Here is a 25,129-nt window from a genome sequence, read left to right as displayed (position 1 = left end):
CTTATAAATTTCTTACAGCTCTTTTAAATTTACGTCCTCTATCTTCATAGTTTTCAAACAAATCAAAACTTGCACAAGCTGGAGATAATAAAACAGCATCTCCTTTTTCTGCCAATTTATGCGATACTTTTACAGCTTCTTCTGCGCCAGAAGTTTCAACAATAATATCTACCACATTATCAAAAGTTGCTTTTATCTTATTGTTATCTACACCTAAACAAACTATTGCTTTTACTTTTTCTCTTACCAATGGTAATAAATCATTATAATCATTTCCTTTATCAACACCACCAACTATCCAAACTGTAGTTTTATCCATGCATTCTAAAGCGTAAAAAGTTGCGTTAACATTTGTAGCTTTAGAGTCGTTTATATATTCAACCTCTCTAACTTTCGCAACATTTTCTAAGCGATGTTCTGCGCCTTCAAAATCTTCTAAACTTTCTTTAATTGTTTGCTTTCTTACTTTTAATAATTGGGCCGCCATAACTGCTGCCATGGCATTTTTTGTATTGTGTTTTCCTTTTAAAGATAAAGTTGATATTGACATCTTAATTGTATCGTTATTAATGTTGATTATTATAGTTTTTTCATCTAAAAAAGCACCATATTCTAATTTTTTATCAATTGAAAAAGGCACTAATTTTGCTTTAGTTTTATTATTTTTTAACCAATTATTGATTGCTTCATCATCAGCATCATAAATTAAATAATCGGTTTCTGTTTGATTTTTTGTAATTCTAAATTTTGAAGCTATATATTTATTAAAATCATACTCATATCTATCTAAATGATCTGGTGTAATATTTGTTAAAATAGCTATATGACTATTAAAACTCTCAATTCCGTCTAATTGAAAACTACTTAATTCTAACACATAGTTTTCATAAGATTGCTCTGCAACTTGTTGAGCAAAACTATCTCCAATATTACCCGCCATTCCAACATTTAAACCTGCTTTTTTTAAAATATGACTTGCTAATAATGTTGTTGTTGTTTTTCCGTTTGAACCTGTAATTCCTACAATTGTTGCATTTGTATACTTGGCAGCAAACTCAATTTCTGACATTACAGGAATTGCTTTTTCTTTCAACTTTTTTATCAACGCTACCTTATCAGGAATCCCAGGGCTTTTCATAACTACGTCAGCATCAAAAATTTTGCTTTCAGTATGGTTTTTCTCTTCAAAATCTATTTCGTTAAGTAAAAGAACTTCTTTATATTTTTTTGATATCTCGTTTTTATCAGATACAAAAACTTCATAACCTTTTTGTTTTCCTAAAATGGCTGTGCCTACTCCACTTTCTCCTCCACCAAGAATCACCAACCTTTTCATTTATCTTAATTTTAAGGTAACTATTGTAAAAACCGCTAATAGAATTCCAACAATCCAAAAACGAACAACAATTTTACTTTCATGATAACTTAATTTTTGATAATGGTGATGCAAAGGAGACATTCTAAATATTCTTCTTCCCTCACCAAACTTCTTTTTTGTGTATTTAAACCAAGAAACTTGCATGATTACTGATAAATTTTCAATCACAAAAATTCCTGCTAAGATTGGCAGCAATAATTCTTTACGAATCGAAATTGCTATGACTGCTATAATACCTCCAATGGTTAAACTTCCTGTATCGCCCATAAAAACTTGAGCAGGATAGGTATTATACCATAAAAACCCAATTAATGCTCCTGCAAAAGCCAGTATAAAAACGGTCATTTCCCCAGAATTTGGTATGTACATTACATCTAGATAATCCGCAAAAATAATATTACCAGAAACCCAAGCAAAAAGCGCAAGTGTTATTACAATTATAGCTGATGAACCTGCTGCTAAACCATCTATACCATCAGTTAAATTTGCTCCGTTAGAAATTCCTGTAACAATAAAAACCGTAATAAAAATAAAAACAACCCATCCATATTTTTCATAACCATCTCCTAAAAAGCTCAATGCTTTTGAATAATCCAATTCGTTATCTTTAAAGAAAGGAACTGTTGTTTTTGTTGACTTATGCGCTTCACCAAAAACCTTTTTTCTACCATTTTCTTGAATCACTTGCTGATCAACCGGCAATTGTTCTTTAATAGTAACACCATCATTAAAATAAAGCATTGAACCAACAATCAATCCTAAACCAACTTGACCTAAAACCTTAAACTTTCCGCTTAAACCAGCTTTGTCTTTTTTAAATACTTTTATATAATCATCTAAAAAACCAATAAACCCCATCCAAAGTGTGGTAATTATTAGAATTACGATATAAATATTATCTAGTTTCGCTAATAAAACTGCAGGAATTAAAGTTGCCAAAATGATGATAATTCCACCCATTGTTGGAGTACCCGATTTTTGTTTTTGGCCATCTAAACCTAAATCTCTAACAGTTTCTCCTACTTGTTGATTTCTTAAAAAATTAATAATTCTTTTACCATAAATTGCAGATATCAACAAAGACAAAATAAACGCTGCTGCCGCCCTAAATGTGATAAATTGAAACACACTTGCGCCAGGAAAACTAAATTGACTCTCTAAATATTCAAATAAATAATACAGCATTCTTAATTCTTTTTTAATTGATTAAAACAATTAGCAACCTCTTCTAAATCATCAAAATAAAAACGTTCGCCGTTTATTTCTTGATAATTTTCATGTCCTTTACCAGCAATTAAAATAATATCTCCAGTTTCTGAGAATCTACAAGCTGTCTTAATCGCTTGTCTTCTATCTAAAACCGATAAAGTTTTTTTGAAATTTTCAGGAGAAACACCCACTTCCATTTCATCAATAATGGCTTGTGCATTTTCTGTTCTAGGATTATCAGACGTAAAAATTGCTTGGTTACTTAATTGCGAAGCAATATGCGCCATTTTTGGTCTTTTTGTTGCATCTCTATCACCTCCACAACCTACAATTGAAATTACTTTTTCATTGCCAGTTCTAATATCATTAATAGTTTCTAACACATTTTTTAAAGCATCTGGCGTGTGTGCGTAGTCTACAATTGCTGTTATTCCATCATCAGAAATAATGTATTGAAAACGCCCACTTACACTTTTTAACTCACTTAAAATTGTTAAAATTTGTAATTTTTCTAAACCTAACAATTCTGCTGTTGCAGTAATTGCTAATAAATTATATGCGTTAAATTCTCCAATTAACTTCGTCCAAACTTCAGTTCCATTAATGTTTAATAAAGTACCAGAAAATTGTTTTTCTAAAATTTTTGCTTTGTAATTTGCAATCGTTTTTAAAGCGTATGTTTTCTTTGTTGCTTTTGTATTTTGCAACATAAAGCCTCCATTTTTATCATCGATATTTGTCAATGCAAAAGCCGATTTTGGTAAACCATCAAAAAACACTTTTTTAACATCTCTGTATTCTGCAAAAGTTTCATGATAATCTAAATGATCGTGAGAAAGGTTTGTGAAAATTCCGCCAGCAAAAATTAAACCTTCTGTTCTTTTTTGATGAATTCCATGAGAACTCACTTCCATAAAACAAAAATCAACTCCTTCCTCGAGCATTTTGTCCAAATAACCATTAATTGTTACTGAATCTGGCGTTGTATGTGTTGCTTTAAATTCTGTTTCATCAACTAAAATTTTAACAGTTGATAATAAACCTACTTTATAGCCCGCTTTTTTAAATAATTGATATAAAAGCGATGCTACAGTTGTTTTTCCATTAGTACCAGTAACTCCAACTAATTGTAATTTTGAAGAAGGATTATCATAAAAATTAGACGCCATAATTGCCAAAGCAACATTAGCATCTGCAACTTCTACATAGGTAATACCTTCTTTTTTATCTGTAGGAAAAACCTCACAAATAATTGTATTTGCACCTAATAAAATTGCTTTTTCTATATATAAATGACCATCAACAGTAAAACCTTTTTGAGCTACAAAAACATCATCCTTTTCAACTTTTCTAGAGTCGAAAACAAGGTTATTTACATCAATATTTGTGTTACCAAAAACTTGATTAATTGAAACCTGATATAATATGTCTTTTAATTTTTTCAGTTTATGAAAGTTTTAAAATAATTGTTGACCCTTTTACTAATTTTTCTCCTCTTTTTATAGATTGATAATTGACATTACCAATTCCAAAGAATTTTACTTTAAACCCTATATTTTCGAGTAAAGAAACTGCATCCATTCCTGGCATTCCTTTAACATTAGGCACTTTACTGTACTCTTTACTTATGAATTTATTGTGATTTGCATATTGCTTTTCTAAAGAAGTAAATTCAATTTCATCATCTACAGATTGAATATCTACAGGCGTTGTTGTATAAATTTTTTGAGCAATTGTTTTAAATACTGGCGCCGCAACAGTTGCACCATAATACCCTTTCTCTTTCTTCGGATCATGAATAACCACAATACAAGAATATTTAGGCTTATCCGCCGGAAAAAAACCTGCGAATGAAGCCACATAATGTTTATTTGAATAATGTCCTTTTACGATTTCCCCTTTATTATTTTTATGTCTTGAGATATATTTTTTTGCTGTTCCTGTTTTACCTGCCATAGAAAAATTGGAAGAATAAATATTGTCCGCAGTTCCTTTTATCACTACATTTTCCATCACCTTTCTAACCTTTTTTAAAGTTTCTTTAGATGCTATTTTCGGGTTTACAACTTCAATTTCAAAAACCTTTTCTGTTTTATCTTCTCTTCTTAATTCTTTAACAAAACGAGGTTTTACCATTACTCCATCATTTGCAACAGCATTGTAAAACATTAATGTTTGCATTGGAGTAACAGAAACTCCATAACCCCAAGCCATCCATTCTAAAGATATTTTATTCCAACTTTTATCAGAAGGTTTTGGTACTCTTGGTATTCCTTCGCCTTTAATTTGAAAACCAATCGGTTTTGTAAAACCATATTTTTCTATTTTATCGATAAACTTTTGAGGTTTATTATCATAATGTTCTTTAATTATTTTTACAATCCCTACATTTGATGAAACCTCAAAAACTCTTGATGCAGAAATTTTTCCATAACCACCTCTTCTAGAGTCTTCAACTTTAGATCCATGAATAAAAATCTTTCCTCTTTCTGTATCTACAACTGTAGATGTATCAATAACTTTATCTTCTAAAGCCGCCATTAAACTTGCTAGTTTAAAAGTAGAACCAGGCTCATGGCTTTCCCAAACTGCATAATTTCTTTTTTCGAAATACTTTCCTTCTGATGTTCTTCCTAAATTAGAAATTGCCTTAATCTCTCCTGTTGCTGTTTCCATAACCACAGCACAACCATGATCTGCTTCAAAATACTCTAACTGACGTAATAAAGCATGATGTGTAATATCTTGTACATTTACATCTATTGTTGTAATAACATCATGACCATCAATTGGCTCTTTCTCATTTACATCAGAAATTGGTTTCCACTGCCCTTTGGCAATTTTTCTTTTCCAACGTAAACCATTTTCACCAGCCATAAAATCTGCAAAAGCACCCTCAATACCAGCTTCTCCTCTAAAATCATCATAACCAATTGTACGTTCGGCAATTTTTCCAATTGGGTGCGCACGTACCGTTTTATGCTCAGCTATAAAACCACCTTTATAAACACCTAATCTAAAAATTGGAAATTGCTTTATTTTGATGTAATCATTATAACCCACATCTTTAGCAATAAATAAATATCGGTTATTTAACTTTTTAGCAGTTAATAATTTATTTCGATAATACCCTTTAGACTTACCAAACATCTTTGACAACTCTTTACAAAGAGCATCCAAATTACTGTCAAATATCTTTTTATCAACAGCAACCACATCCATTCTTATGGTAAATTTGGACATTGAAGTTGCCAACAAATTTCCATCTGCAGCATACACATTTCCTTTGTTTGCATGAATGGTAAATTCTTTTACATTTAATTCTGTAGAAAGTTTTCTGTATTTTTCTCCTTGAGCGTATTGAATATTTACAACTCTAACAATAATAGCCAACAAAAAAAGAGTCATAAAACCAGCTACAATGTAGAATTTGGTTAGTATGTTTTTTTTATGAGTTGCCAATTTTATTAATCTTTAATAGTTACTTTTATTTTTTGCGGAGGATTCTCTACTGGTTTTATCCCTCTTATTTTTACCTTTTTTTTAATACTAGATTCCATCTCCATCCTTTCTAAAATTGTTCCAGTATCATGATATTCTGCTCTCAATTCCCTTTTTCGTTTATTAAGGTCAGATATTTTTATTACTTTTTTTTCTGCACTATGACCGCTAGAAATCATTATTAACAAAAGCACAACTATAAAAATTATGATTCTCCAATTTTTAAAAGCTGAAGCATCCGTTAAAAAACTTCCTCTTAAGAAATCGTAAATCCCTTTTTTAACTTTAGACATTTTACTTTTTTAAGGTTGCGATTCTTAATTTTGCACTACGCGCTCTATTATTAATTTTTATCTCTTCTGCATCTGGCACAATTAACTTTCCAACTTTTTTAAGCGGTTCAAAAGATCTACCAAAAGCATCTTTTTCTGCTTCCCCCTTAAACAAACCTGTCTGTATAAATCTTTTTACCAATCGATCCTCTAAAGAATGATACGAAATTACACTCAACCTACCTTCCTCATTTAATAAATTTGGCATTTGCTGTAAAAACTCTTTTAAAACATCTAATTCTTCATTTACCTCAATCCTGATAGCTTGAAAAATCTGCGCTAAAATTTTATGTGCTTTTGCATTTGGCAAATGCTTTTGCAAAACTTGTTTTAATTCTAAACTTGTTTCAATCTCTTCATTTTCTCTAGCTTCAACAATTGTTTTTGCAAGATTTCTAGAATTTCTTAACTCACCATACAAAAACAAAATCTCTGCTAATTTCTCTTCTGAATAGTTATTAACAATTTCTCTAGCAGACACTTTAGATCTTTGATTCATTCTCATATCTAAAACACCTTCAAAACGTGTTGAAAACCCTCTTTCAGCCTCATCAAATTGATGTGAAGAAACACCTAGATCAGCTAAAACACCATCTACTTTTTTTACTCTATGAAATCTTAAAAACCTTGATATATATCTAAAATTTTCAGGAATTAACACAAAACGCTCATCATCAATAACATTTGCCAAAGCATCTGGATCTTGGTCAAAAGCAAATAACCTTCCATCTTTACCTAGCCTTTTTAAAATCTCTCTAGAATGACCACCACCTCCAAAAGTGACATCAACATAAACACCATTATCTTTGATTGCCAAACCATCTACACTTTCGTGCAATAAAACTGGATTATGATAATTCATCTGCATCTGTATTTCCCATTACTTCTTCAGCTAATTCTGCAAAATCTACAGCTGCATCATCAATGGCTTTTTCATAATTATCTTTATCCCAAATTTCAACGATATTAACCGCTGACGACAATACTACTTGCTTTTTAATATTAGCAAAATCACATAAATCTTTAGGTATTAAAATCCTACCAGTTGCATCAAATTCTACAATTTTTACACCTGCTGTAAATCTTCTAATAAAATCATTATTCTTTTTTTTAAACTTATTAAGTTTATTGATTTTTTCCATCATCAAATTCCATTCCTGCATCGGATACAACTCCAAACAAGGCTGAAAAACAGCTCTTTTAATAACAAATCCTTCTTGAGCAATAGAATGCATTTGCTTTTTTAATGCAACAGAAAAAGGCACTCTTCCCTTAGCATCAGCTTTACATTCATATGTTCCTATTAAGTTTGTCACTATTCGATTTTATTAATTATCAAAAATATACAAATTTTACCACTTTTTACCACTTTTTACCACATTGTTAATAAATAATATAATTTCATTTTATTTAGAAGCATATTAAGAACTGTTAAATGATCAAAATTTCAGTTTTTTTAACATCATTAATATATCATAAAAAAGAAGTACATTTGCGGTTAGTGAAATCAAATAAAAATCAATGACTGATAAGTTAATAACAGAAGGAAAATTCTCATATGTAGAAGCTGGAGAAGGCCCTGTAATAATTGTTTTACATGGCTTAATGGGTACTTTAAGTAATTTTGAAGACACTTTTAATCACTTTTCTAAAAACGGTTATAAGGTTTTAATACCAGAACTACCCTTATACTCTTTACCTCTAATTAAAACTAATGTTAAAAATTTAGCACTTTTTTTAAAGGACTTTATGGAACATAAAGGAATTGAAAAAGCAATTTTACTTGGAAATTCTCTAGGAGGCCATATTTCTTTATATTTCACAAAACATTATCCAGAAAAAGTGAGTACACTTGTATTAACAGGAAGTTCTGGATTATACGAAAAAGCAATGGGAGATAGTTTTCCTAAAAGAGGAAGCTATGAATATATAGAAGCTAAAACTAAAGGAGTTTTTTACGATCCAGCTATTGGTACTAAAGAAATGGTAGATGATATCTTTAAAATAGTTAATGATAGAAGTTCTGTTATAAGAACTTTATCAATTGCAAAAAGCGCTATAAGGCACAATATGGCTGCAGATTTACCAGAAATGAAACAACCAGCGTGTATTATTTGGGGTAAACAAGATACTGTTACTCCTCCAGAGGTTGCTGAAGATTTTCATAGATTACTTCCAGACTCTGATTTATTTTGGATTGACAAATGTGGGCATGCAGCAATGATGGAGAGACCCGAAGAATTTAATACAATTCTTTTAGATTGGTTTAGATCTAGAAACATCTAAAATTACTTTTGTGAAAATAAAATCCGCAGAATTTATTATGAGCAATAGTAATGTTACTAAAGCTCCTAAAGACAGAATTCCTGAATACGCTTTTATTGGCCGATCTAATGTGGGTAAATCTTCATTAATAAACATGTTAATGGAGCGAAAAGATCTTGCTAAAACATCAGGAAAACCTGGTAAAACACAGCTAATCAATCACTTTAAAATAAATGATCAATGGTTTTTGGTAGATTTACCTGGATATGGTTACGCACAAATATCTAAAAAGAAAAGAACCATATTTCAATATTTTATAGAAAATTATTTTAAAGAAAGAGAACAACTAGTTTGCACCTTCGTTTTGATAGATTCTAGACACGATCCTCAAAAAATTGATTTAGAATTTATGCAATTTCTAGGCACAAATCAAATACCTTTTTGCTTAGTTTTTACTAAAGCGGACAAATTAGGAAGCTCTAAAATAAACAAACAAATTACCTCTTACAAAAAGAAACTACTAGAACATTGGGAATCTTTACCAATGACTTTTTTAACCTCATCTTCAACAGGTTTAGGGCGTAAAGAGTTTTTAGATTTTATTGATGGCGTAAATGAAGATGTGTCAAAAGATTTTAAATAATCATTGATGCATTCTACAAAAGACAATTTACAAGTTCTATTTGAAGACAACCATATTATTATTGTTAACAAACGCTCTGGCGATATAACCCAAGGCGATAAAACTGGCGACAAACCTTTAAGTGATGTTATTAAAGAATATATTAAAATTAAATATAATAAAGAAGGTAATGTTTTTTTAGGTGTTGTTCATAGATTAGACAGACCCACCTCTGGAGTTATTATTTTTGCAAGAACTTCAAAAGCATTAGAACGTTTAAATAAAATGTTGCGCGATAAAAAAATAGACAAAACCTATTGGGCAGTTGTAAAAGACACTCCAAAAAAAGAAAAAGACACCTTAATTAATTACCTAAAAAAGAATCCGAAGAACAATAAATCTTCTGTTTTTAAGAAAGAAATTGAGGGTTCTAAAAAAGCAATACTACACTATCAAATTTTAAAAAAATTAGACAACTACTCCTTACTAGAAGTTGATTTAGAAACTGGTAGGCATCATCAAATCAGAGCACAATTATCTTCTATTGGCTTTCCCATTAAAGGCGATTTAAAATACGGCTTTAACAGAAGTAATAAAGGCGGCAGTATTCATTTACATGCCAGAAAAATTGCATTTATACACCCTGTTTCTAAAGAACATATTTCCGTTTTTGCACCTACTCCTAATGAGGTTATTTGGAATGCTTGTAAGTAATTACTATATTTAAAGAATAAACCCCCTAAATATTCTCAACCCATTTATGAGTCAAGAAAAAACAGTTTCAGAAGCAATAAATTTTAGACGTTCGGTAAGAGTTTATGACGCAGAAAAGGAAATCGATAAAACCATTGTAAAAAAATGTATTAATCAAGCTTCATTTGCACCCAACAGTAGCAATATGCAATTGTGGGAGTTTTACCATATCACATCCAAAGATATTATTGATAAAATTGCACCTCTTTGTTTTAATCAAAATGCAGCAAAAACAGCAAAACAATTGGTTGTTTTTGTAGTTAGAAAAGATTTATGGAGAAAAAGAGCGCAAGCTAATTTAAACTTTCTTGATAAAAACTTTGGCGCAAACAATTCAAAATCAGAACAAAGTAATCGAGAAAAAGTTGCCAGAAATTATTATGGGAAAATAATTCCTTTTGCATATGCAGATTTTCTTGGAATTTTAGGTTTCTTTAAATATTTAATGATTTTAGTTATCGGGCTTTTTAAACCCATATACAGAGAAGTAAGAAAAAGTGATATGAGAATTGTAGCTCATAAAACCTGTGGTTTAGCTGCACAAAATTTTATGATTTCTATGGCCGCAGAAGGTTATGACACTTGTCCTATGGAAGGCTCTGATAGTTGGCGAATTAAAAACTTACTAGGTTTACCTTTTGGAGCAGAAATAAACATGATTATCTCTTGCGGTATTAGAACAGAAAAAGGCGTTTATGGTGAGCGTTTTAGAATTCCTTTTGAAGAGGTTTATAAGGAGGTTTGATATATGTTTATAGTAGGAATATAGTTTTGTTCATTAATCCTTGATTTTGTCAAATTACACACAACAAATATTAATGCATTTTTTTAAAGTAAAAAATGACACCTCTTTTTTTAGAATGAGAAAACCTCTAAAAGGAAAAATACATTATCCTTATAGAATCTATAATTAAATATACTAAAAAAACGAATTATTTCTCAGGTATCAAAACCAATACATTCTCACTCTTTTCAATTTGAGATTGATTTAGTTGCATTTTTACAAATTCGCCATCTAAATATTTTTGAGCCTGATCTTTATAATGTTCGCTAAAAACCCTCCCAGATTGACCTGTAGGTAAAATAGCAATACTATTTTCTACATCAGAAAAATCTACAATTCTTCTTGTTGATGGACCTGCTAAAACTTTGTAAACACCACTAGAATCTATATTATAAATCTGATTATTAATCACCTGATCCCCTCCTTTTGTTACAAAAGGCCCTACGTTAAAATACTTTCTTAAAACAGCAACTTCTCCAACTGCATGTTTGTACTCAACAGAAATCACTCTATCCCAAGTCCAATTTTCTACATTTTCTCCTAATTGATTTTCTAAAAAAATAAACGCATTTGTAAATGATTTTGTTAAAATCTCTTGTTTTGTTTCTACTTTATCTAATGTAGAAATATCATCCCACCAAACAGAATTTTCTCTTTTTGCTTGAACTGGAACAACTTTTTCTATAAAAGGTGTATTTTCAAATTGTTTAAAAGCTTTGCCCATTTCATCAGCAAAAGTGTTTTTCTGAAATTCATACAACATTCTATTATAAATTACCGGGCCAACTTCATTTTTATCATAATTTCCTTTCCAACTATCTAATAAAGAAATGGCTATTTTCTGGCTTGGAGTTAAACTACTCTTATCAATCGATTTTACAAAGTCATCAATAATTAAAGGAGCGTTTGGAGAAGTTACATCATAAATCATTTTTGCAACATCTTCTTTTGTCCAATCATTTTTAGGTTCTAAAAGTTTTACAATTCTCTCTGCTCTATCTTCATTTAAATAATATCCAGGATACAACATTCCGGCAATAGAATCTGGTTGATTATTGGCAGAATACACATAATTCCAACTTGGATTTATAGATTGAGGGTTTTCTTCAAAATCTAAATACTCAACAATTTCATCTTTACCTGAAGCCCCATTTAAATAGGTTTTTGTATATAAAGAATCTCTATATTTATACAATTTCCCAGAAGCAAACCAAGCAATATTATTTTTAGCATCGCCATACATAATATTCAACCCTGGCGCATGTAATTTACGAATTCCAGCTTTAAATTCTGACAGGTTTTTTGCATGAGACATATCATAACCAACTTCCATAATTTGATTATTTAATTTTGTATAAATCCATTGCATTGCTATTGGTCTTTCATCATCTAAATGATCAATAATACCGTTCATTAAAGGACCATGTTTGCTTATTTTTATAGTATAAACTGAATCTTTTTGCCCTTTTATTTTAATCCTTTTTTCTAGTAATTTATAATCTTCAAAACCATTAGCAGTTTTATATTGCATTTTATTATCAGGATTATTTTCTTCTATATAAAAATCAATATCATCATTTTCAAACATAGTTAATCCATAAGCATAATCTTTATTATGACCCAACAAAGGAAAAGGTGATAACGCTAAATGAAAACCATACATTTCATAATTTGGTGTTTTAATATGTGCTTGATACCAAACTGAAGGTTGAGAAAATCCAATATGAGGATCGTTTGCAAAAATTACTTTTCCGTTTTTAGTTTTATCAGCCCCAATTACCCAAGAATTACTTCCTATAAAAGGAGAAATCGGTAATACTTCTAATAAATCATTCATTGCTTTAGAAAAACCAGCAGTCAACTCAGGGTTTGTTTCATTCTTAATAAAAGTTAAATTCTCAAATTCTGAATCTACCAATTCTTTAAAGTAATTTTCGCCTAATTTTTCTTTTATTTCTGTTAAAAGCGGATCAGTTTTATGAGCAACAGCAAAGCTAAAAGACATGTAACCATATACATTAAAGATATCTTTTATGGTAAATTGCTCTTTTTCAAAACCTATTAAAGTGTATTCAATTGGAGTTTTTCCTTCTCTAATATATTGATTAACACCATCTAAATACGCAATAGCTAATTTATATTGAGGAGAATTTTTATCTAAATTAATAATCGTTTTTTCTGCCGCTTCTTCAATTCCTAAACCAGAAAAAAGTTTATCTGTTCTTATCAGTTTTTCACCAAAAATTTCTGATAACCTTCCTGCCGCAATCCTCCTTATCAATTCCATTTGCCATAACCTATCTTGCGCATGCACATAACCTAAAGCCAAATAAGCATCTTCTTGATTTTTTGCATTAATATGAGGCACGCCAATATCATCAAAATGTACTGTTACTGTATTTGATAGGTTTTTTATTTCTAATTCGCCACTATAATTTGGTTTATACGTTTTTGAGTATAACCAAAGACAAACAATAATTAAGACAAGTAAGACTGCAATTATTTTTAGAAACTTTTTTACTATTTTCATTTGGAAAGTGTTTGATATCTTCAAAGATAATAGATTTAAGTTGTATTTTTGATTTATAAAACTTCTTACATTTATGAAAAAAATTCAAATGGTTGACCTACAAAGTCAATATGCTAAAATCAAAGAAACTGTAAACACTTCTATTCAAGAAGTTTTAAATACATCAGCCTATATCAATGGTCCTTTAGTTAAAGAATTTCAATCAGATTTAGAAAAATATTTAGATGTAAAGCATGTAATACCCTGTGCAAATGGAACCGATGCTCTACAAATTGCAATGATGGGTTTAGGCTTAGAACAAGGTGATGAAGTAATTACAGCTGATTTTACATTTGCTGCTACAGTAGAAGTTATTGCATTATTAAAATTAACTCCAGTTTTGGTTGATGTTGAACCAGATACTTTTAATATTGATATTAACGCTTTAAAAAAAGCAATTACACCTAAAACTAAAGCCATTGTACCTGTTCATTTGTTTGGTCAAGTTGCAAATATGGAAGCTGTTTTAGAAATTGCAGAAGAACATAATTTGTTTGTAATTGAAGATAATGCTCAAGCTATTGGAGCAGATTATACTTTTAAAAACGGAACTAAACAAAAAGCGGGTACTATTGGAAATGTAGGTACAACTTCTTTTTTCCCTTCTAAAAACTTAGGTTGTTATGGTGATGGAGGAGCAATTTTCACAAATGATGATGAACTTGCTCATACATTAAGAGGGATTGTAAATCATGGAATGTACACACGTTATTATCATGATGTTGTTGGTGTAAACTCAAGGTTAGATTCTATACAAGCAGGTGTTTTAAAAGCAAAACTTCCACTTTTAGATTCTTATTGCGAAGCTAGAAGAAATGCAGCGCGTTTTTACAATAATGCTTTTGCAAACAACCCAAATATTATTACACCTACTACAAGTTCTTGTAATGGAATTTGTGAAACTTGTAACTGTCATGTTTTTCATCAATATACATTACAAATTACAAATGGAAAACGTGATGAATTACACAAACATTTATTAGAAAACGATATTCCAAATGCAATTTATTACCCTATTGCTTTGCATTCACAAAAAGCATATAAAGATTCTAGATACAATGAAGACGACTTCCCGGTAACAAATAAATTGATAAAAACCGTAATTTCTTTACCTATGCACACTGAGCTCGATAATGAACAATTGTCTTTTATTACTAATATCATTAACAATTTTTTATAATGAAAAGAATATTAGTAACAGGTGGTTTAGGTTTTATAGGTTCACATACAGTTGTTGAATTACAAAACGAAGGTTTTGAAGTAGTTATAATTGATAATTTATCTAACACAACAATAAGTGTACTTGATAAAATTACTGAAATCACGGGTACAAAACCCGATTTTTATCAAATTGATTTAAAAGTAAAAAATGACGTAAAAGCTTTTTTTGATAAAAATAAAGTTGATGGAATAATACACTTTGCAGCATCTAAAGCGGTTGGAGAAAGTATGAGTAAACCATTAGAATATTATGAAAATAACTTAGGAACACTTGTGTATTTACTACAAGAAATGAAAAATCGTGATTTAGATAACTTTATATTTTCTTCTTCTTGTACCGTTTATGGTCAAGCAGATGAATTACCAATAACAGAAAATGCCCCAATAAAAGCGGCAGAATCTGTTTATGGAAATACAAAGCAAATTGGCGAAGAAATTATTAGAGACGCAAGTACAGCATTTAATCTTAATACAATTGCACTGAGATATTTTAACCCAATCGGAGCACATCCTTCAATAAAAATTGGGGAATTACCTATAGGAGTTCCTGCAAATTTAATTCCTTTTGTTACTCAAACTGCTGCAGGAATTAGAAAAGAACTATCTGTTTTTGGTAATGATTACCCTACCGAAGATGGCACAGCGGTAAGAGATTATATTCATGTTGTTGATTTAGCTAAAGCTCATATTGCAGCATTAAAAAGGTTAATCAACAAGAACAACAAAAAAGCTTTTGAATATTTTAATGTTGGAACTGGTAAAGGAACTTCTGTTTTAGAAATTATTAAAGCTTTTGAAAAAGTAAATAATTTAAAACTTAATTATAAAATTGTGGAAAGACGTGAAGGTGATATAACTGCTGCTTATGCAGATACTACAATTGCTAATAAAGAACTAAAATGGAAAACAGAGATAGGCATAGAAGAAGCCTTAGAATCTGCTTGGAAATGGCAACAAAGCCAATCTGTTTAATATTTTTTTAACACATAAAAAACCTCATAAGTAATTCAACTTCTGAGGTTTTATTTTGTTTATATCAAAAAATCTAATTCTATCCTTTTATATCAACAGAAACAATAGTATTTGCCCAACCAAAATACATAATTGCGTTATTACCTTCGCCTTCAAAAACGATTGAAAAAGCTTCAATAGGTTTATCAGAATTAGAAACTTCACCTTTAACTCTTACTACATCTTGGTCAACTTTATAAGTATAGTGACCCCAAACATTTTTAGCTGAGTTTAAAATAATAGTCCATTTATTTTTTCCAGGAATTGTAAATAAAGAATAAGTACCAGCTTTCACTTTTTCACCTCCAAAAACAACATCTTTATAAAAAATTATTTCTGCAGCTTCGTTAGCTCCTGTTCTCCAAACTTCATTTTGCGGTGCTAATTTATCTAAAGATCTTCCTTTTAATTGAGGTCTTCCATAAACTACTTTCACTAATTTATCTGACACTTTCCAATGACTTGGATAAGAGGAAGCATCTAACGGGCTAACATCTAATTTAGGGAATTTCTGAGCAAATGCTTCAGAAGAAGATAACATTGTAATTGCAATAACTGCAATCGTTAAAAAAGCTTTTTTCATTATTTAAATTTTAAAATTATATTCTTAATATGTCATAAAAATTAGAAAAGATTACATTTAAAATCTTAATATTTTGTTAAGACTTTAATGACAATTACAATCAGTATGACAGTTTTTATTCTTCTTTGGTGAAAAAAAATATTTTCTCACTAAAAAAACAACAGCTAATGCAACTAAAAAATAAACAATAACCTCTTGCATTAACTTAAAATTTGATAGGTTAAAAATGCTGAAACATAAGCCAATAAAGCCATTCCGAATAACTGAATTAATGGCCATTTCCAAGTTTTAGTTTCACGTTTTACAATTGCCAAAGTTGCCATACACTGCATGGCAAATGCGTAAAAAACCATTAAAGACATGCCTACGGGAAAGTTGAAACGTTTTTTTCCTGTATCAACATTTATTTCAGAAGCCATTTTTTCTTTAATTGTAGAAGTATCATCATCATCTGCTTCTACACTGTAAATGGTTGCTAAAGTTCCCACAAAAACTTCTCTTGCGGCAAAAGATGTAATTAAGGCAATACCTATTTTCCAGTCATAACCTAAAGGTTTTATAATGGGTTCTATTGATTTACCCATAATTCCTATATAAGAATTTTCTAATTTAACTGATGCTATTTTTTGTTGTAATTCATCATCATTTAAATTATAATTTTCTACATTTTCAACAACTAACTTTTCTGCATTATCAAAACTAGACCCACCATTTGAAGCAAGAAACCACAATACAATTGATAATGCTAAAATGATTTTTCCGGCACCAAAAATAAATGCTTTTGTTTTTTCAATCACTTCAAAAAACACATTTTTGAATGATGGTAATTTATAGTTTGGCATTTCTACAACAAAAAAAGATTTTGACTTTACTTTTAATGTTTTATGTAAAATATATGCTGCTAAAATAGCGGTTGCAAAACCTAAAGCATAAAGAGATAGCAAGACCAACCCTTGTAGGTTTAAAAAGCCAAATATTTTTTTATCAGGAATAATCAAAGCAATTAAAATAGCATACACAGGTAATCTTGCAGAACAAGTTGTAAAAGGCGTTACTAAAATTGTTATCAAACGCTCTTTCCAACTAGAAATGGTTCTTGTAGCCATAATTGCAGGAATTGCACAAGCTGTACCAGAAATTAACGGAATTACACTTTTTCCATTCATTCCAAAACGCCTCATAATTTTATCCATCAAAAAAACAACTCTACTCATATAGCCCGTTTCTTCTAAAATGGCAATAAATAAAAATAAGATGGCAATTTGTGGTATAAAAATTATGACACCTCCAATACCGGGTATTATTCCTTCGGCTAGCAAATCTGTTAGTACTCCAGTAGGCAAATTACTTTTTACAATGCTTGACAACTCAGCAAAAGCTACATCAATTAAATCCATTGGAAATGAAGCCCAATCAAAAACCGATTGAAAAATTACCAGTAAAATCAAGAAAAACAAAAAATAACCAAATATTTTATGGGTAAAAATTCTGTCTAATTTACCTCGTAAATCTGTTGCCTTGCTTTTATCAACAATATAAGTTTTGTTTAAAATTTTGTTGATTTCTTGATAGCGATAAATTGTTTCTTTATGCTGATATTTTTTTAGCTTAGAAATGTCTTGCTTAAATGCTAAAAGTTTTTCTTTTTCTTCTTTAGTAACAGAATCTGGAAAGTTATTTTGGGTTACCATCAACCATAATTCATATAAAGAATAATTTGGACTAATTTCTTTTAATTTGGCAAAATAATCTGGATCAATTTTATGATCAATTCCGCATAAAGGAGATGCCTTTGCTGCTACATGACATCTAATTATGGTTGCTTTTACGTCATTTATGCCTTCATTTTTTCTGGCGCTTATTAAAACCACCTCTGTATTTAGTTCTTTTTTTAATAATGATAAATCAATAGAAATACCTTTTCTATGCATTTGATCTACCATGTTTATAACTAAAACTGTAGGAATTTCTAAATCTTTTATTTGTGAAAAAAGAAGTAAATTTCTTTTTAAATTTTCCACATCTGCAACTACTAAAATAACATCTGGAGATTCCTTAATATCTTTTTTAAGTAAGCTTTTTAAAACAATTGTTTCGTCAATTGAGGTAGGATTTATACTATAAGTACCTGGTAAATCTGTAATAATTGCATTTTGCGTTGAAGACAATTTACTAACTCCTTGCTTTTTATCAACAGTAACTCCAGGATAATTTCCAACTTTTTGATTTAACCCTGTTAATTGATTAAATAGTGATGTTTTACCAGTATTTGGGTTTCCTATTAAAGCTACTTTTATATCTTTTTTAGACATTAAATTTCGCTTTTTAATATTTGTATTTGAGATGCAGTATCTTTTCTAATTGCTAAATGACTACCATTTACACAAATATAAAGCGGATCTGTTAATGGTGCAATTTGCACCAACTCTACTTCTGCGCCAGGTAAACAGCCCATTTCTAATAATTTTAGAGGGATAAAATCTAAAGATTCTTCAGATATATAACCCATTTCTCCAATTTTTAATGATGCAATTGTGCTCAAATATTATGTTTTTTGGTAGGCAAAGATAAAATTTAGAATGATTCTAAACAAGTTAATTTGTAGTATATTCTTCCTTTAACAAAGCAATGTCATTTTTTAATTTTTCCATTTCTTCTTTTTCTGTGCCGTCATAATAACCACGAATACGTCTTTCTTTATCAATTAAAACAAATTGCTCTGTATGAATAAAATCGTTTTCTCCACCGTCACCATCCTCAATAACAGCAAAATAACTTTTTCTTGCTAGCTCGTAAATAAGCTTTTTATGACCTGTTGTTACATTCCATTTACCATCTATAACACCTTTATTTATTGCATATTCTTTTAATACAGATACACTATCAATAGTTGGTGTTACTGAATGTGAAAGAAACATAATATCGTCATCATTTTTATAAAATTCTTGTAATTCGTGCATATTAAATGCCATCATAATGCAAATATTTTGGCAGCGTGTAAAAAAGAAATCTGCAACATAAATTTTATTTTTATAATTGTTATTGGTAATGAATTCTCCATTCTGATTAATCAATTCAAAATCTGCAACTGTATGATCTTTAGTTATGTGTTTTAAAGATTTATCAACCAATCTAGGATTTACATCTGCAGGGTTATAAATTTTCAATTTTTTATCAACCTTTAATAAATTATAAAAAACAGGAATAGAAATTGCAGAAAAAATTGCTAAAAAAATTAAGGTGGGTATTGATTTTTTAAAAAACTTTAACTCCATTTAAATAAGTTTATAATGCAAAATTACGACTTAAAATCACTCTAAAAAAGGAAGCAATAACATAAGTAAACAAAAATGTTTGTTAAAAAGAAAAATCAAGCAAGCTTTATACTTTTAGAACTCTATTGAAAAACGTACATTTGCTGCCATTTTAATTATGATTTTTACTGAATGGAAATATTAATAAAAGCATCACAATTTATTTTAAGTTTATCTTTATTAATTGTTTTGCACGAATTAGGGCACTTTATCCCTGCAAAGTTATTTAAAACAAGAGTAGAAAAATTCTATTTATTTTTCGATTATAAATTTTCACTTTTTAAGAAAAAAATAGGAGAAACTGTTTATGGTATCGGCTGGATTCCTTTAGGAGGTTATGTAAAAATATCTGGTATGATAGACGAAAGTATGGATACTGAACAAATGGCCTTACCTTCTAAACCATGGGAATTCCGTTCAAAACCAGCATGGCAACGTTTAATAATTATGTTAGGCGGAGTTTTTGTAAACTTTGTTTTAGGTATTTTCATATACATAATGTTAATGTGGGCTTATGGTGAACAATATCTACCAAATGAAAGTGTAAATGCTAAAGATGGAGTTTGGGTACAAGATTCTTTAGCTATGAATTTAGGTTTAAAAACTGGAGATAAAATTTTAACTGTTGATGGTGAAAAAGTGAAAAAATTCTCTAGTTTATCTTTAGAATTTATCAACGGAAATAATTATCAGGTAGATAGAAATGGCACAATTTTAGATAAGAAAATCCCGGAAGACTTTATCTCTCAGTTAATGGATAGAGGAAAAGATGCTGGTCCTATTTTACATACTAGATACCCTTTTACTATTGGTAAAATATCAGCTGATTCTCCAAACTTGAATTCAAATTTAAAAACAAAAGATATTATTATTGGAATCAATGGTGAAACATTAAAATATTTTGATGAAGCAGAACAAATTTTATTAAAATATAAAAATCAAGAAGTAAATGTGACTATAAAAAGAGGAAATGAAATAAAAAACATCAAACTTAATGTTACCGATAAAGGTAAATTTGGTGTTGCTTTTTCTCCGTTACCTTATAAAGATTTAGAAAAATTAGGCTATTATAATTTAGCAGATGTAGAGTATTCTTTTGCGGAAGCTATACCAGCAGGATTAAATAAATCTTGGAAAACACTAACAGATTACGTTAAACAATTAAAGAAAATTTTTAATCCTAGTACTGGTGCTTATAAAGGTTTAGGCGGCTTTATTTCAATTGGTAGTATCTTTCCTGATGAATGGAGTGCAGAATCTTTTTGGAACATTACAGCATTCTTATCAATTATGTTAGGGTTTATGAACCTGTTACCAATACCTGCTTTAGATGGAGGACATGTAGTTTTTACTCTATGGGAAATGATTACAGGGAAAAAACCAGGTGATAAATTTTTAGAATATGCGCAGGTAACTGGTTTTATACTTTTAATTGCTTTATTACTATTTGCAAACGGTAATGATATTTTTAGATTGTTTAAATAACATTAAAAAATAAGAGTTTAAAAAAAGCCTTACTTTTAGAAGTAAGGCTTTTTTTAAACTCTTAATGATAAATTAAATATGGGGATCCAAGTATATTGTAAATTGCATTTATCACATGCATATGCTTTAGTACCTGGTATTAATCTAACTAAGTTTTTCCTTTTCATTCTGTGTCTTGACACAGACTTACACTTGGGGCAGGCTTTCATCTGTTAGTTAATGGTTTAATTAGAATGCTAAAATACCCTCAAAACAATTGTTTTACAACAGGAAAAACACCCTATCTCCTTTCTTGTATATAACCATAGCAACTACAATTTACAATTAGGTGTTTTGAATTTTTAACAATTTAAAACAAAAAAGTTTCACTTTTTAAAGTGAAACTTTTTCAAACTCTTAATGATAAATTAAATATGGGGACCCAGGTATATTGAGAATTGCATTTATCGCATGCATAAGCTTTAGTACCTGGTATTAATCTAACTAAGTTTTTCCTTTTCATTCTGTGCCTTGACACAGACTTACATTTGGGACAAGCTTTCATCAGTTAGTTAACATTTGATTATGATGCTAAAATACTATATATCAATATTTAAAATGAAAATTAAAGGGCTATTTTTCTAACCCTTTCCTAATATCTACAGAATAAAGCAAAAAAAATCAAGACAAGTCTTGATTTTTTTTGCTTTATAAAATTTAATTTAAATCTTTGTTTTTACTTCAAAAGACATTTCTATTAAGTCATCAATAAATTTATCTTTTAACTCGTCTACAGAAAAGAAACTTTTAGATTTATATTTTATATTAAAATCTGCTCTGTTTACATTAAAAATTTCACTTTTAAAAGCAGTCACTCCAGCCTCAGTAGAAATAGTTGCAGGAATTGTAATACTTTTTGTGATTTCTTTAATTTGTAAATTACCTGTAACTGCTAATTTTCCTTCTACTTCTTCAACTTTAGTAATTACAAATTTTGAGGTTGGATACACCTCTACATTAAAGAAATCTTCATTTTTTAAGTGCTTTTCTATATTTTTAGCTCCATCAGAACCAGCCAAATCTAAATTTGTAATGGTTGTCATATCAATTATAAACTGACCTTGGGTTAACTTACCGTCTTCAATTAATAAACCTCCACTTTTTATAGCAACTGTACCATCATGAGCACCTGTAGGCTTAGTTCCTTTCCAAGTTAAAACCGATGTTACAGTATCAACATTATTTAATTCTGCTACATTCGTTTCGATTTTAACAGCATCTTTTACTTCAACTTTTTCTTTTTTCTCACTTTTACAAGCAGTTAAAACTGATGCTAATACTACTAATGATAAAATTATTTTTTTCATTTATTTTTATTTTTTAAAGTTATTTATCTCTAACAAATATACATTCAATTTATTTTCCCTGGAAAATATTTAATAGATTTTTCTTATTCCTTATTTTTAGAATCTATAATAATTGTTACAGGCCCATCATTTAATAACGCTACTTTCATATCCGCTCCAAAAATACCAGTTTGCACTTTTTTACCCATTTCTTTTTCTAAGGATCCAACAAAACTTTTATACAAAGGAATTGCTACTTCTGGTTTAGCTGCTTTAATATAACTAGGTCTGTTTCCTTTTTTGGTTGACGCTTGTAACGTAAACTGACTAACTACAATTACATCTCCATCAATATCTAAAAGAGATGTATTCATTACTCCTTTTTCGTCATTAAAAATTCTAAGATTTACAATTTTTCTTACCAAGAAATCTATATCTTGCTGAGTATCGTCAGCAACAATTCCTAAAAGAATTAACAACCCTTTATTGATATCTGCTACTTTTTTCTGATCAACAGTAACACTTGCTAAACTTACTCTTTGAATAACAATTTTCATAAACTATTCATTATCATCTTCATGCCAAATATCGGTTCTAAAATGCTCTGTTTCTTCTTCTCCCTCTAAAATTTGCAAATAACTTTTATAACGAGACCAAGAAATTTCTTCTGCCTCTAAAGCTTCTTTTACAGCACAATGTGGTTCTTTTGTATGAATACAATTATTAAATTTACAATCTTGTTTTAGTGCAAAAAACTCTGGGAAATAATCACCTAATTCGTATTTATCAATATCAACAACACCAAAACCTTTAATTCCTGGTGTATCAATAATTTTAGCATCAAAACTTAAATCAAACATTTCAGCAAACGTTGTTGTATGCTGACCTTGTTTATGTTGATCAGAAATTTTTTTCGTTTTTAAATCTAAATTAGGCTCAATTGCATTGACTAAAGTTGTTTTTCCAACCCCAGAATGACCAACAAACATTGATGTTTTACCCAACATCATTTCTTTTACTTTGTTAATATTAATGTTTTGGGTTGATGAGGCTTGTATACATCTATAACCAATAGCTTCATAAATATCTTTTAAATATAGAATCTCTGCTCTCTCTTCAATTTCATAAGAATCTATTTTATTAAAAACTAAAATAACATCAATTCTATATGCTCTTGCAGAAACTAAAAAACGATCTATAAATGTGGTAAATGTAGGTGGATTATTAATGGTAATTAATAAAAAAACTTGATCGATATTTGCAGCAATAATGTGCGTTTGTTTTGAAAGGTTTACAGATTTACGAACAATAAAATTATCTCTATCTAAAATAGTTTTTATCACTCCAATTTCTTCATCGCCTTTTTTTTCTAAGTCGAAAACTACTTTATCGCCAACAGCAATTGGATTGGTACTTTTAATACCTTTTATTCTAAATTTTCCTTTGATTCTACATTGATGTATATCACCATTTTCGGATTTTACCCAGTACCAACTTCCTGTAGATTTATAAACGATTCCTGTCATTACTACAAAGATGCAGAATTTTATATAAAAATGACAATGTCAGTTAAAGTGATTTTAAATTTTAAGTGAAATTATATTCAGAAGTAATTAAGATAGAAATAAAAAAACCCTTTAAGTTTTAAAACTTAAAGGGTCTGGAAATATTAATTTTGTTACTAAAACTCTATCCTTTTATAATTTTTTCTTGATGATTGATAGATTCTTGATGAATTGCTTTAAACATTTTTAAAACAAACTCTTCACTTAAACCTCTTCTTTCACCTTCTAAAATCATGTTGCCTAAAATTTCATTCCAACGTTTAGACTGTAAAACAGCTACGTTTTTCTCTTTCTTTAAGGCACCTATTTGATCAGAAACTTTCATTCTTTTTCCTAATAACTCAATTAACTGATCATCAGCTACATTAATTTGAGCACGTAAATTATCTAAAGAATTAGTATATTCTGCTTCAGTATTTGTTTCTTTTCTGATTTTTAAATCATCCATTATTTGCTTCAATTTTGTTGGTGTAACTTGCTGTGCAGCATCACTCCAAGCATTATCAGGGTCAAAATGAGTCTCTATCATTAATCCATCAAAGTTTAAATCTAGTGCAGTTTGTGAAACATCAAAAATCATTTCTCTGTTACCTGTAATATGAGATGGATCACAAATTAATGGTAAGTCTGGAAACTTGTTTTGAAACTCAATTGCCAATTGCCATTCTGGCGTATTTCTATATTTTGTTTTTTCGTATGTTGAAAAACCTCTATGAATTGCTCCAAGATTTTTAATTCCTGCAGTGTATAATCTTTCAATACCCCCTAACCATAAAGCTAAATCAGGATTTACTGGATTTTTTACCAATACAATTTTATCTGTTCCTTCTAAAGCATCTGCAATTTCTTGCATAATAAAAGGAGAAACTGTAGAACGTGCACCAATCCATAATAAATCTACATCATTTTCAATCGCCAATTTACAATGTGCAGCGTTTGCTACTTCTGTACAGGTTTTCATACCTGTTTCTTCTTTTACCTTCTTTAACCAACCTAAACCTAGTGCTCCAACACCTTCAAAATTTCCTGGTCTTGTTCTTGGTTTCCAAATTCCTGCTCTATAATAGTTTACATCAGAATCTTTTAATTCGTGTGCAATTTTTAAAACCTGTTCTTCGGTTTCTGCACTACAAGGCCCTGCTATTACTAGTGGATGCTCTAATTTCATGTCATCCAACCATGTTCTTAATTCTTTTGTATTCTTCATCTTTC

Annotated in this window: 23 protein-coding genes; 7 read left to right on the top strand and 16 right to left on the bottom strand. The window is 29.6% G+C overall.

Annotated features, from left to right (window positions below; genetic code table 11):
• Nucleotide 1: 1 nt before the first annotated feature.
• The 7 genes from murD to mraZ are packed head-to-tail and all read right to left on the bottom strand — an operon-like array spanning nt 2 to nt 7,736.
• Complete coding sequence (gene murD, locus Q0733_RS12385; RefSeq protein WP_298782563.1) at nt 2-1,336, bottom strand: UDP-N-acetylmuramoyl-L-alanine--D-glutamate ligase; 1,335 nt, start codon at nt 1,334-1,336, stop codon at nt 2-4.
• Nucleotides 1,337-2,563 (bottom strand): phospho-N-acetylmuramoyl-pentapeptide-transferase, encoded by a 1,227-nt coding sequence (gene mraY, locus Q0733_RS12380; protein WP_298782562.1) that lies wholly within the window; start codon nt 2,561-2,563, stop codon nt 1,337-1,339. It abuts the gene before it with no gap.
• A gap of 2 nt (nt 2,564-2,565) precedes the next feature.
• Nucleotides 2,566-4,032, bottom strand: a complete 1,467-nt coding sequence (locus Q0733_RS12375) for a UDP-N-acetylmuramoyl-L-alanyl-D-glutamate--2,6-diaminopimelate ligase (protein WP_298782594.1) — start codon at nt 4,030-4,032, stop codon at nt 2,566-2,568.
• A 1-nt stretch (nt 4,033) separates the two neighbouring features.
• Nucleotides 4,034-5,995 carry a penicillin-binding protein gene (locus Q0733_RS12370; protein WP_298782592.1) on the bottom strand — a complete coding sequence of 654 codons (1,962 nt, stop codon included), beginning with the start codon at nt 5,993-5,995 and terminating at the stop codon, nt 4,034-4,036.
• A gap of 59 nt (nt 5,996-6,054) precedes the next feature.
• Entirely contained in the window at nt 6,055-6,381 is a 327-nt protein-coding gene (locus tag Q0733_RS12365) for an FtsL-like putative cell division protein (protein WP_298782561.1), read from the bottom strand.
• A 1-nt stretch (nt 6,382) separates the two neighbouring features.
• The gene (gene rsmH, locus Q0733_RS12360; protein WP_298782560.1) at nt 6,383-7,282 is read right to left on the bottom strand and encodes a 16S rRNA (cytosine(1402)-N(4))-methyltransferase RsmH; all 900 of its coding nucleotides are present in this window, start codon (nt 7,280-7,282) and stop codon (nt 6,383-6,385) included.
• The gene (gene mraZ / locus Q0733_RS12355) at nt 7,269-7,736 is read right to left on the bottom strand and encodes a division/cell wall cluster transcriptional repressor MraZ (RefSeq protein ID WP_298782559.1); all 468 of its coding nucleotides are present in this window, start codon (nt 7,734-7,736) and stop codon (nt 7,269-7,271) included. The genes rsmH and mraZ overlap by 14 nt, the downstream gene beginning before the upstream one ends.
• Before the next feature lie 205 nt (nt 7,737-7,941).
• Between mraZ and Q0733_RS12350 the strand changes: the two genes are divergently transcribed.
• Genes Q0733_RS12350 through Q0733_RS12335 form a run of 4 tightly spaced genes read left to right on the top strand, consistent with a single transcriptional unit; the run spans nt 7,942 to nt 10,805 of the window.
• Nucleotides 7,942-8,706, top strand: coding sequence for an alpha/beta hydrolase (locus Q0733_RS12350; RefSeq protein WP_298782558.1), 765 nt, complete (start codon nt 7,942-7,944; stop codon nt 8,704-8,706).
• 10 nt (nt 8,707-8,716) lie between these two features.
• Complete coding sequence (gene yihA / locus Q0733_RS12345; RefSeq protein ID WP_298782557.1) at nt 8,717-9,328, top strand: ribosome biogenesis GTP-binding protein YihA/YsxC; 612 nt, start codon at nt 8,717-8,719, stop codon at nt 9,326-9,328.
• 6 nt (nt 9,329-9,334) lie between these two features.
• Complete coding sequence (locus Q0733_RS12340; RefSeq protein ID WP_298782556.1) at nt 9,335-10,021, top strand: RluA family pseudouridine synthase; 687 nt, start codon at nt 9,335-9,337, stop codon at nt 10,019-10,021.
• 46 nt (nt 10,022-10,067) lie between these two features.
• Nucleotides 10,068-10,805 (top strand): nitroreductase family protein, encoded by a 738-nt coding sequence (locus Q0733_RS12335; RefSeq protein WP_298782555.1) that lies wholly within the window; start codon nt 10,068-10,070, stop codon nt 10,803-10,805.
• A 187-nt stretch (nt 10,806-10,992) separates the two neighbouring features.
• Here Q0733_RS12335 and Q0733_RS12330 read toward each other — a convergent pair whose 3' ends face one another.
• Nucleotides 10,993-13,374 (bottom strand): penicillin acylase family protein, encoded by a 2,382-nt coding sequence (locus Q0733_RS12330; RefSeq protein WP_298782554.1) that lies wholly within the window; start codon nt 13,372-13,374, stop codon nt 10,993-10,995.
• Between the two features lie 73 nt (nt 13,375-13,447).
• Here Q0733_RS12330 and Q0733_RS12325 point away from each other — a divergent pair, with 73 nt between their 5' ends.
• Both Q0733_RS12325 and galE read left to right on the top strand, forming a co-directional pair.
• A complete protein-coding gene (locus Q0733_RS12325) occupies nt 13,448-14,593 on the top strand; it encodes a DegT/DnrJ/EryC1/StrS aminotransferase family protein (RefSeq protein ID WP_298782553.1) in 1,146 nt (381 codons plus the stop codon).
• Nucleotides 14,593-15,606, top strand: a complete 1,014-nt coding sequence (gene galE / locus Q0733_RS12320; protein WP_298782552.1) for a UDP-glucose 4-epimerase GalE — start codon at nt 14,593-14,595, stop codon at nt 15,604-15,606. The genes Q0733_RS12325 and galE overlap by 1 nt, the downstream gene beginning before the upstream one ends.
• Before the next feature lie 79 nt (nt 15,607-15,685).
• Here galE and Q0733_RS12315 read toward each other — a convergent pair whose 3' ends face one another.
• The 4 genes from Q0733_RS12315 to Q0733_RS12295 all read right to left on the bottom strand — a co-directional run bounded on the left by Q0733_RS12315 (nt 15,686) and on the right by Q0733_RS12295 (nt 19,503).
• Complete coding sequence (locus Q0733_RS12315; RefSeq protein WP_298782551.1) at nt 15,686-16,228, bottom strand: DUF2911 domain-containing protein; 543 nt, start codon at nt 16,226-16,228, stop codon at nt 15,686-15,688.
• A gap of 200 nt (nt 16,229-16,428) precedes the next feature.
• Entirely contained in the window at nt 16,429-18,540 is a 2,112-nt protein-coding gene (gene feoB / locus Q0733_RS12305) for a ferrous iron transport protein B (protein ID WP_298782549.1), read from the bottom strand.
• Entirely contained in the window at nt 18,540-18,770 is a 231-nt protein-coding gene (locus Q0733_RS12300) for a FeoA family protein (protein WP_298782548.1), read from the bottom strand. Before Q0733_RS12300 ends, feoB begins: the two co-directional genes overlap by 1 nt.
• 52 nt (nt 18,771-18,822) lie before the next feature.
• Entirely contained in the window at nt 18,823-19,503 is a 681-nt protein-coding gene (locus tag Q0733_RS12295; RefSeq protein WP_298782547.1) for an SCO family protein, read from the bottom strand.
• Between the two features lie 171 nt (nt 19,504-19,674).
• Here Q0733_RS12295 and rseP point away from each other — a divergent pair, with 171 nt between their 5' ends.
• Nucleotides 19,675-21,027: an RIP metalloprotease RseP gene (rseP, locus tag Q0733_RS12290; RefSeq protein ID WP_298782546.1), complete on the top strand. Its 1,353-nt coding sequence runs from the start codon at nt 19,675-19,677 to the stop codon at nt 21,025-21,027.
• A gap of 701 nt (nt 21,028-21,728) precedes the next feature.
• Here rseP and Q0733_RS12285 read toward each other — a convergent pair.
• The 4 genes from Q0733_RS12285 to Q0733_RS12270 all read right to left on the bottom strand — a co-directional run bounded on the left by Q0733_RS12285 (nt 21,729) and on the right by Q0733_RS12270 (nt 25,124).
• Nucleotides 21,729-22,373, bottom strand: a complete 645-nt coding sequence (locus Q0733_RS12285) for a YceI family protein (RefSeq protein WP_298782545.1) — start codon at nt 22,371-22,373, stop codon at nt 21,729-21,731.
• 83 nt (nt 22,374-22,456) lie between these two features.
• Entirely contained in the window at nt 22,457-22,909 is a 453-nt protein-coding gene (dtd, locus tag Q0733_RS12280; RefSeq protein WP_298782544.1) for a D-aminoacyl-tRNA deacylase, read from the bottom strand.
• A 3-nt stretch (nt 22,910-22,912) separates the two neighbouring features.
• Nucleotides 22,913-23,878, bottom strand: coding sequence for a ribosome small subunit-dependent GTPase A (rsgA, locus tag Q0733_RS12275; RefSeq protein WP_298782543.1), 966 nt, complete (start codon nt 23,876-23,878; stop codon nt 22,913-22,915).
• 163 nt (nt 23,879-24,041) lie between these two features.
• Nucleotides 24,042-25,124 carry a bifunctional 3-deoxy-7-phosphoheptulonate synthase/chorismate mutase type II gene (locus Q0733_RS12270; RefSeq protein ID WP_298782542.1) on the bottom strand — a complete coding sequence of 361 codons (1,083 nt, stop codon included), beginning with the start codon at nt 25,122-25,124 and terminating at the stop codon, nt 24,042-24,044.
• Between the last annotated feature and the right edge of the window lie 5 nt (nt 25,125-25,129).

The organism is uncultured Polaribacter sp. (assembly GCF_947500975.1).
In the GTDB taxonomy this organism is placed as follows: Bacteria; Bacteroidota; Bacteroidia; order Flavobacteriales; family Flavobacteriaceae; genus Polaribacter.
This window is presented reverse-complemented; position numbering and strand designations above follow the sequence as displayed.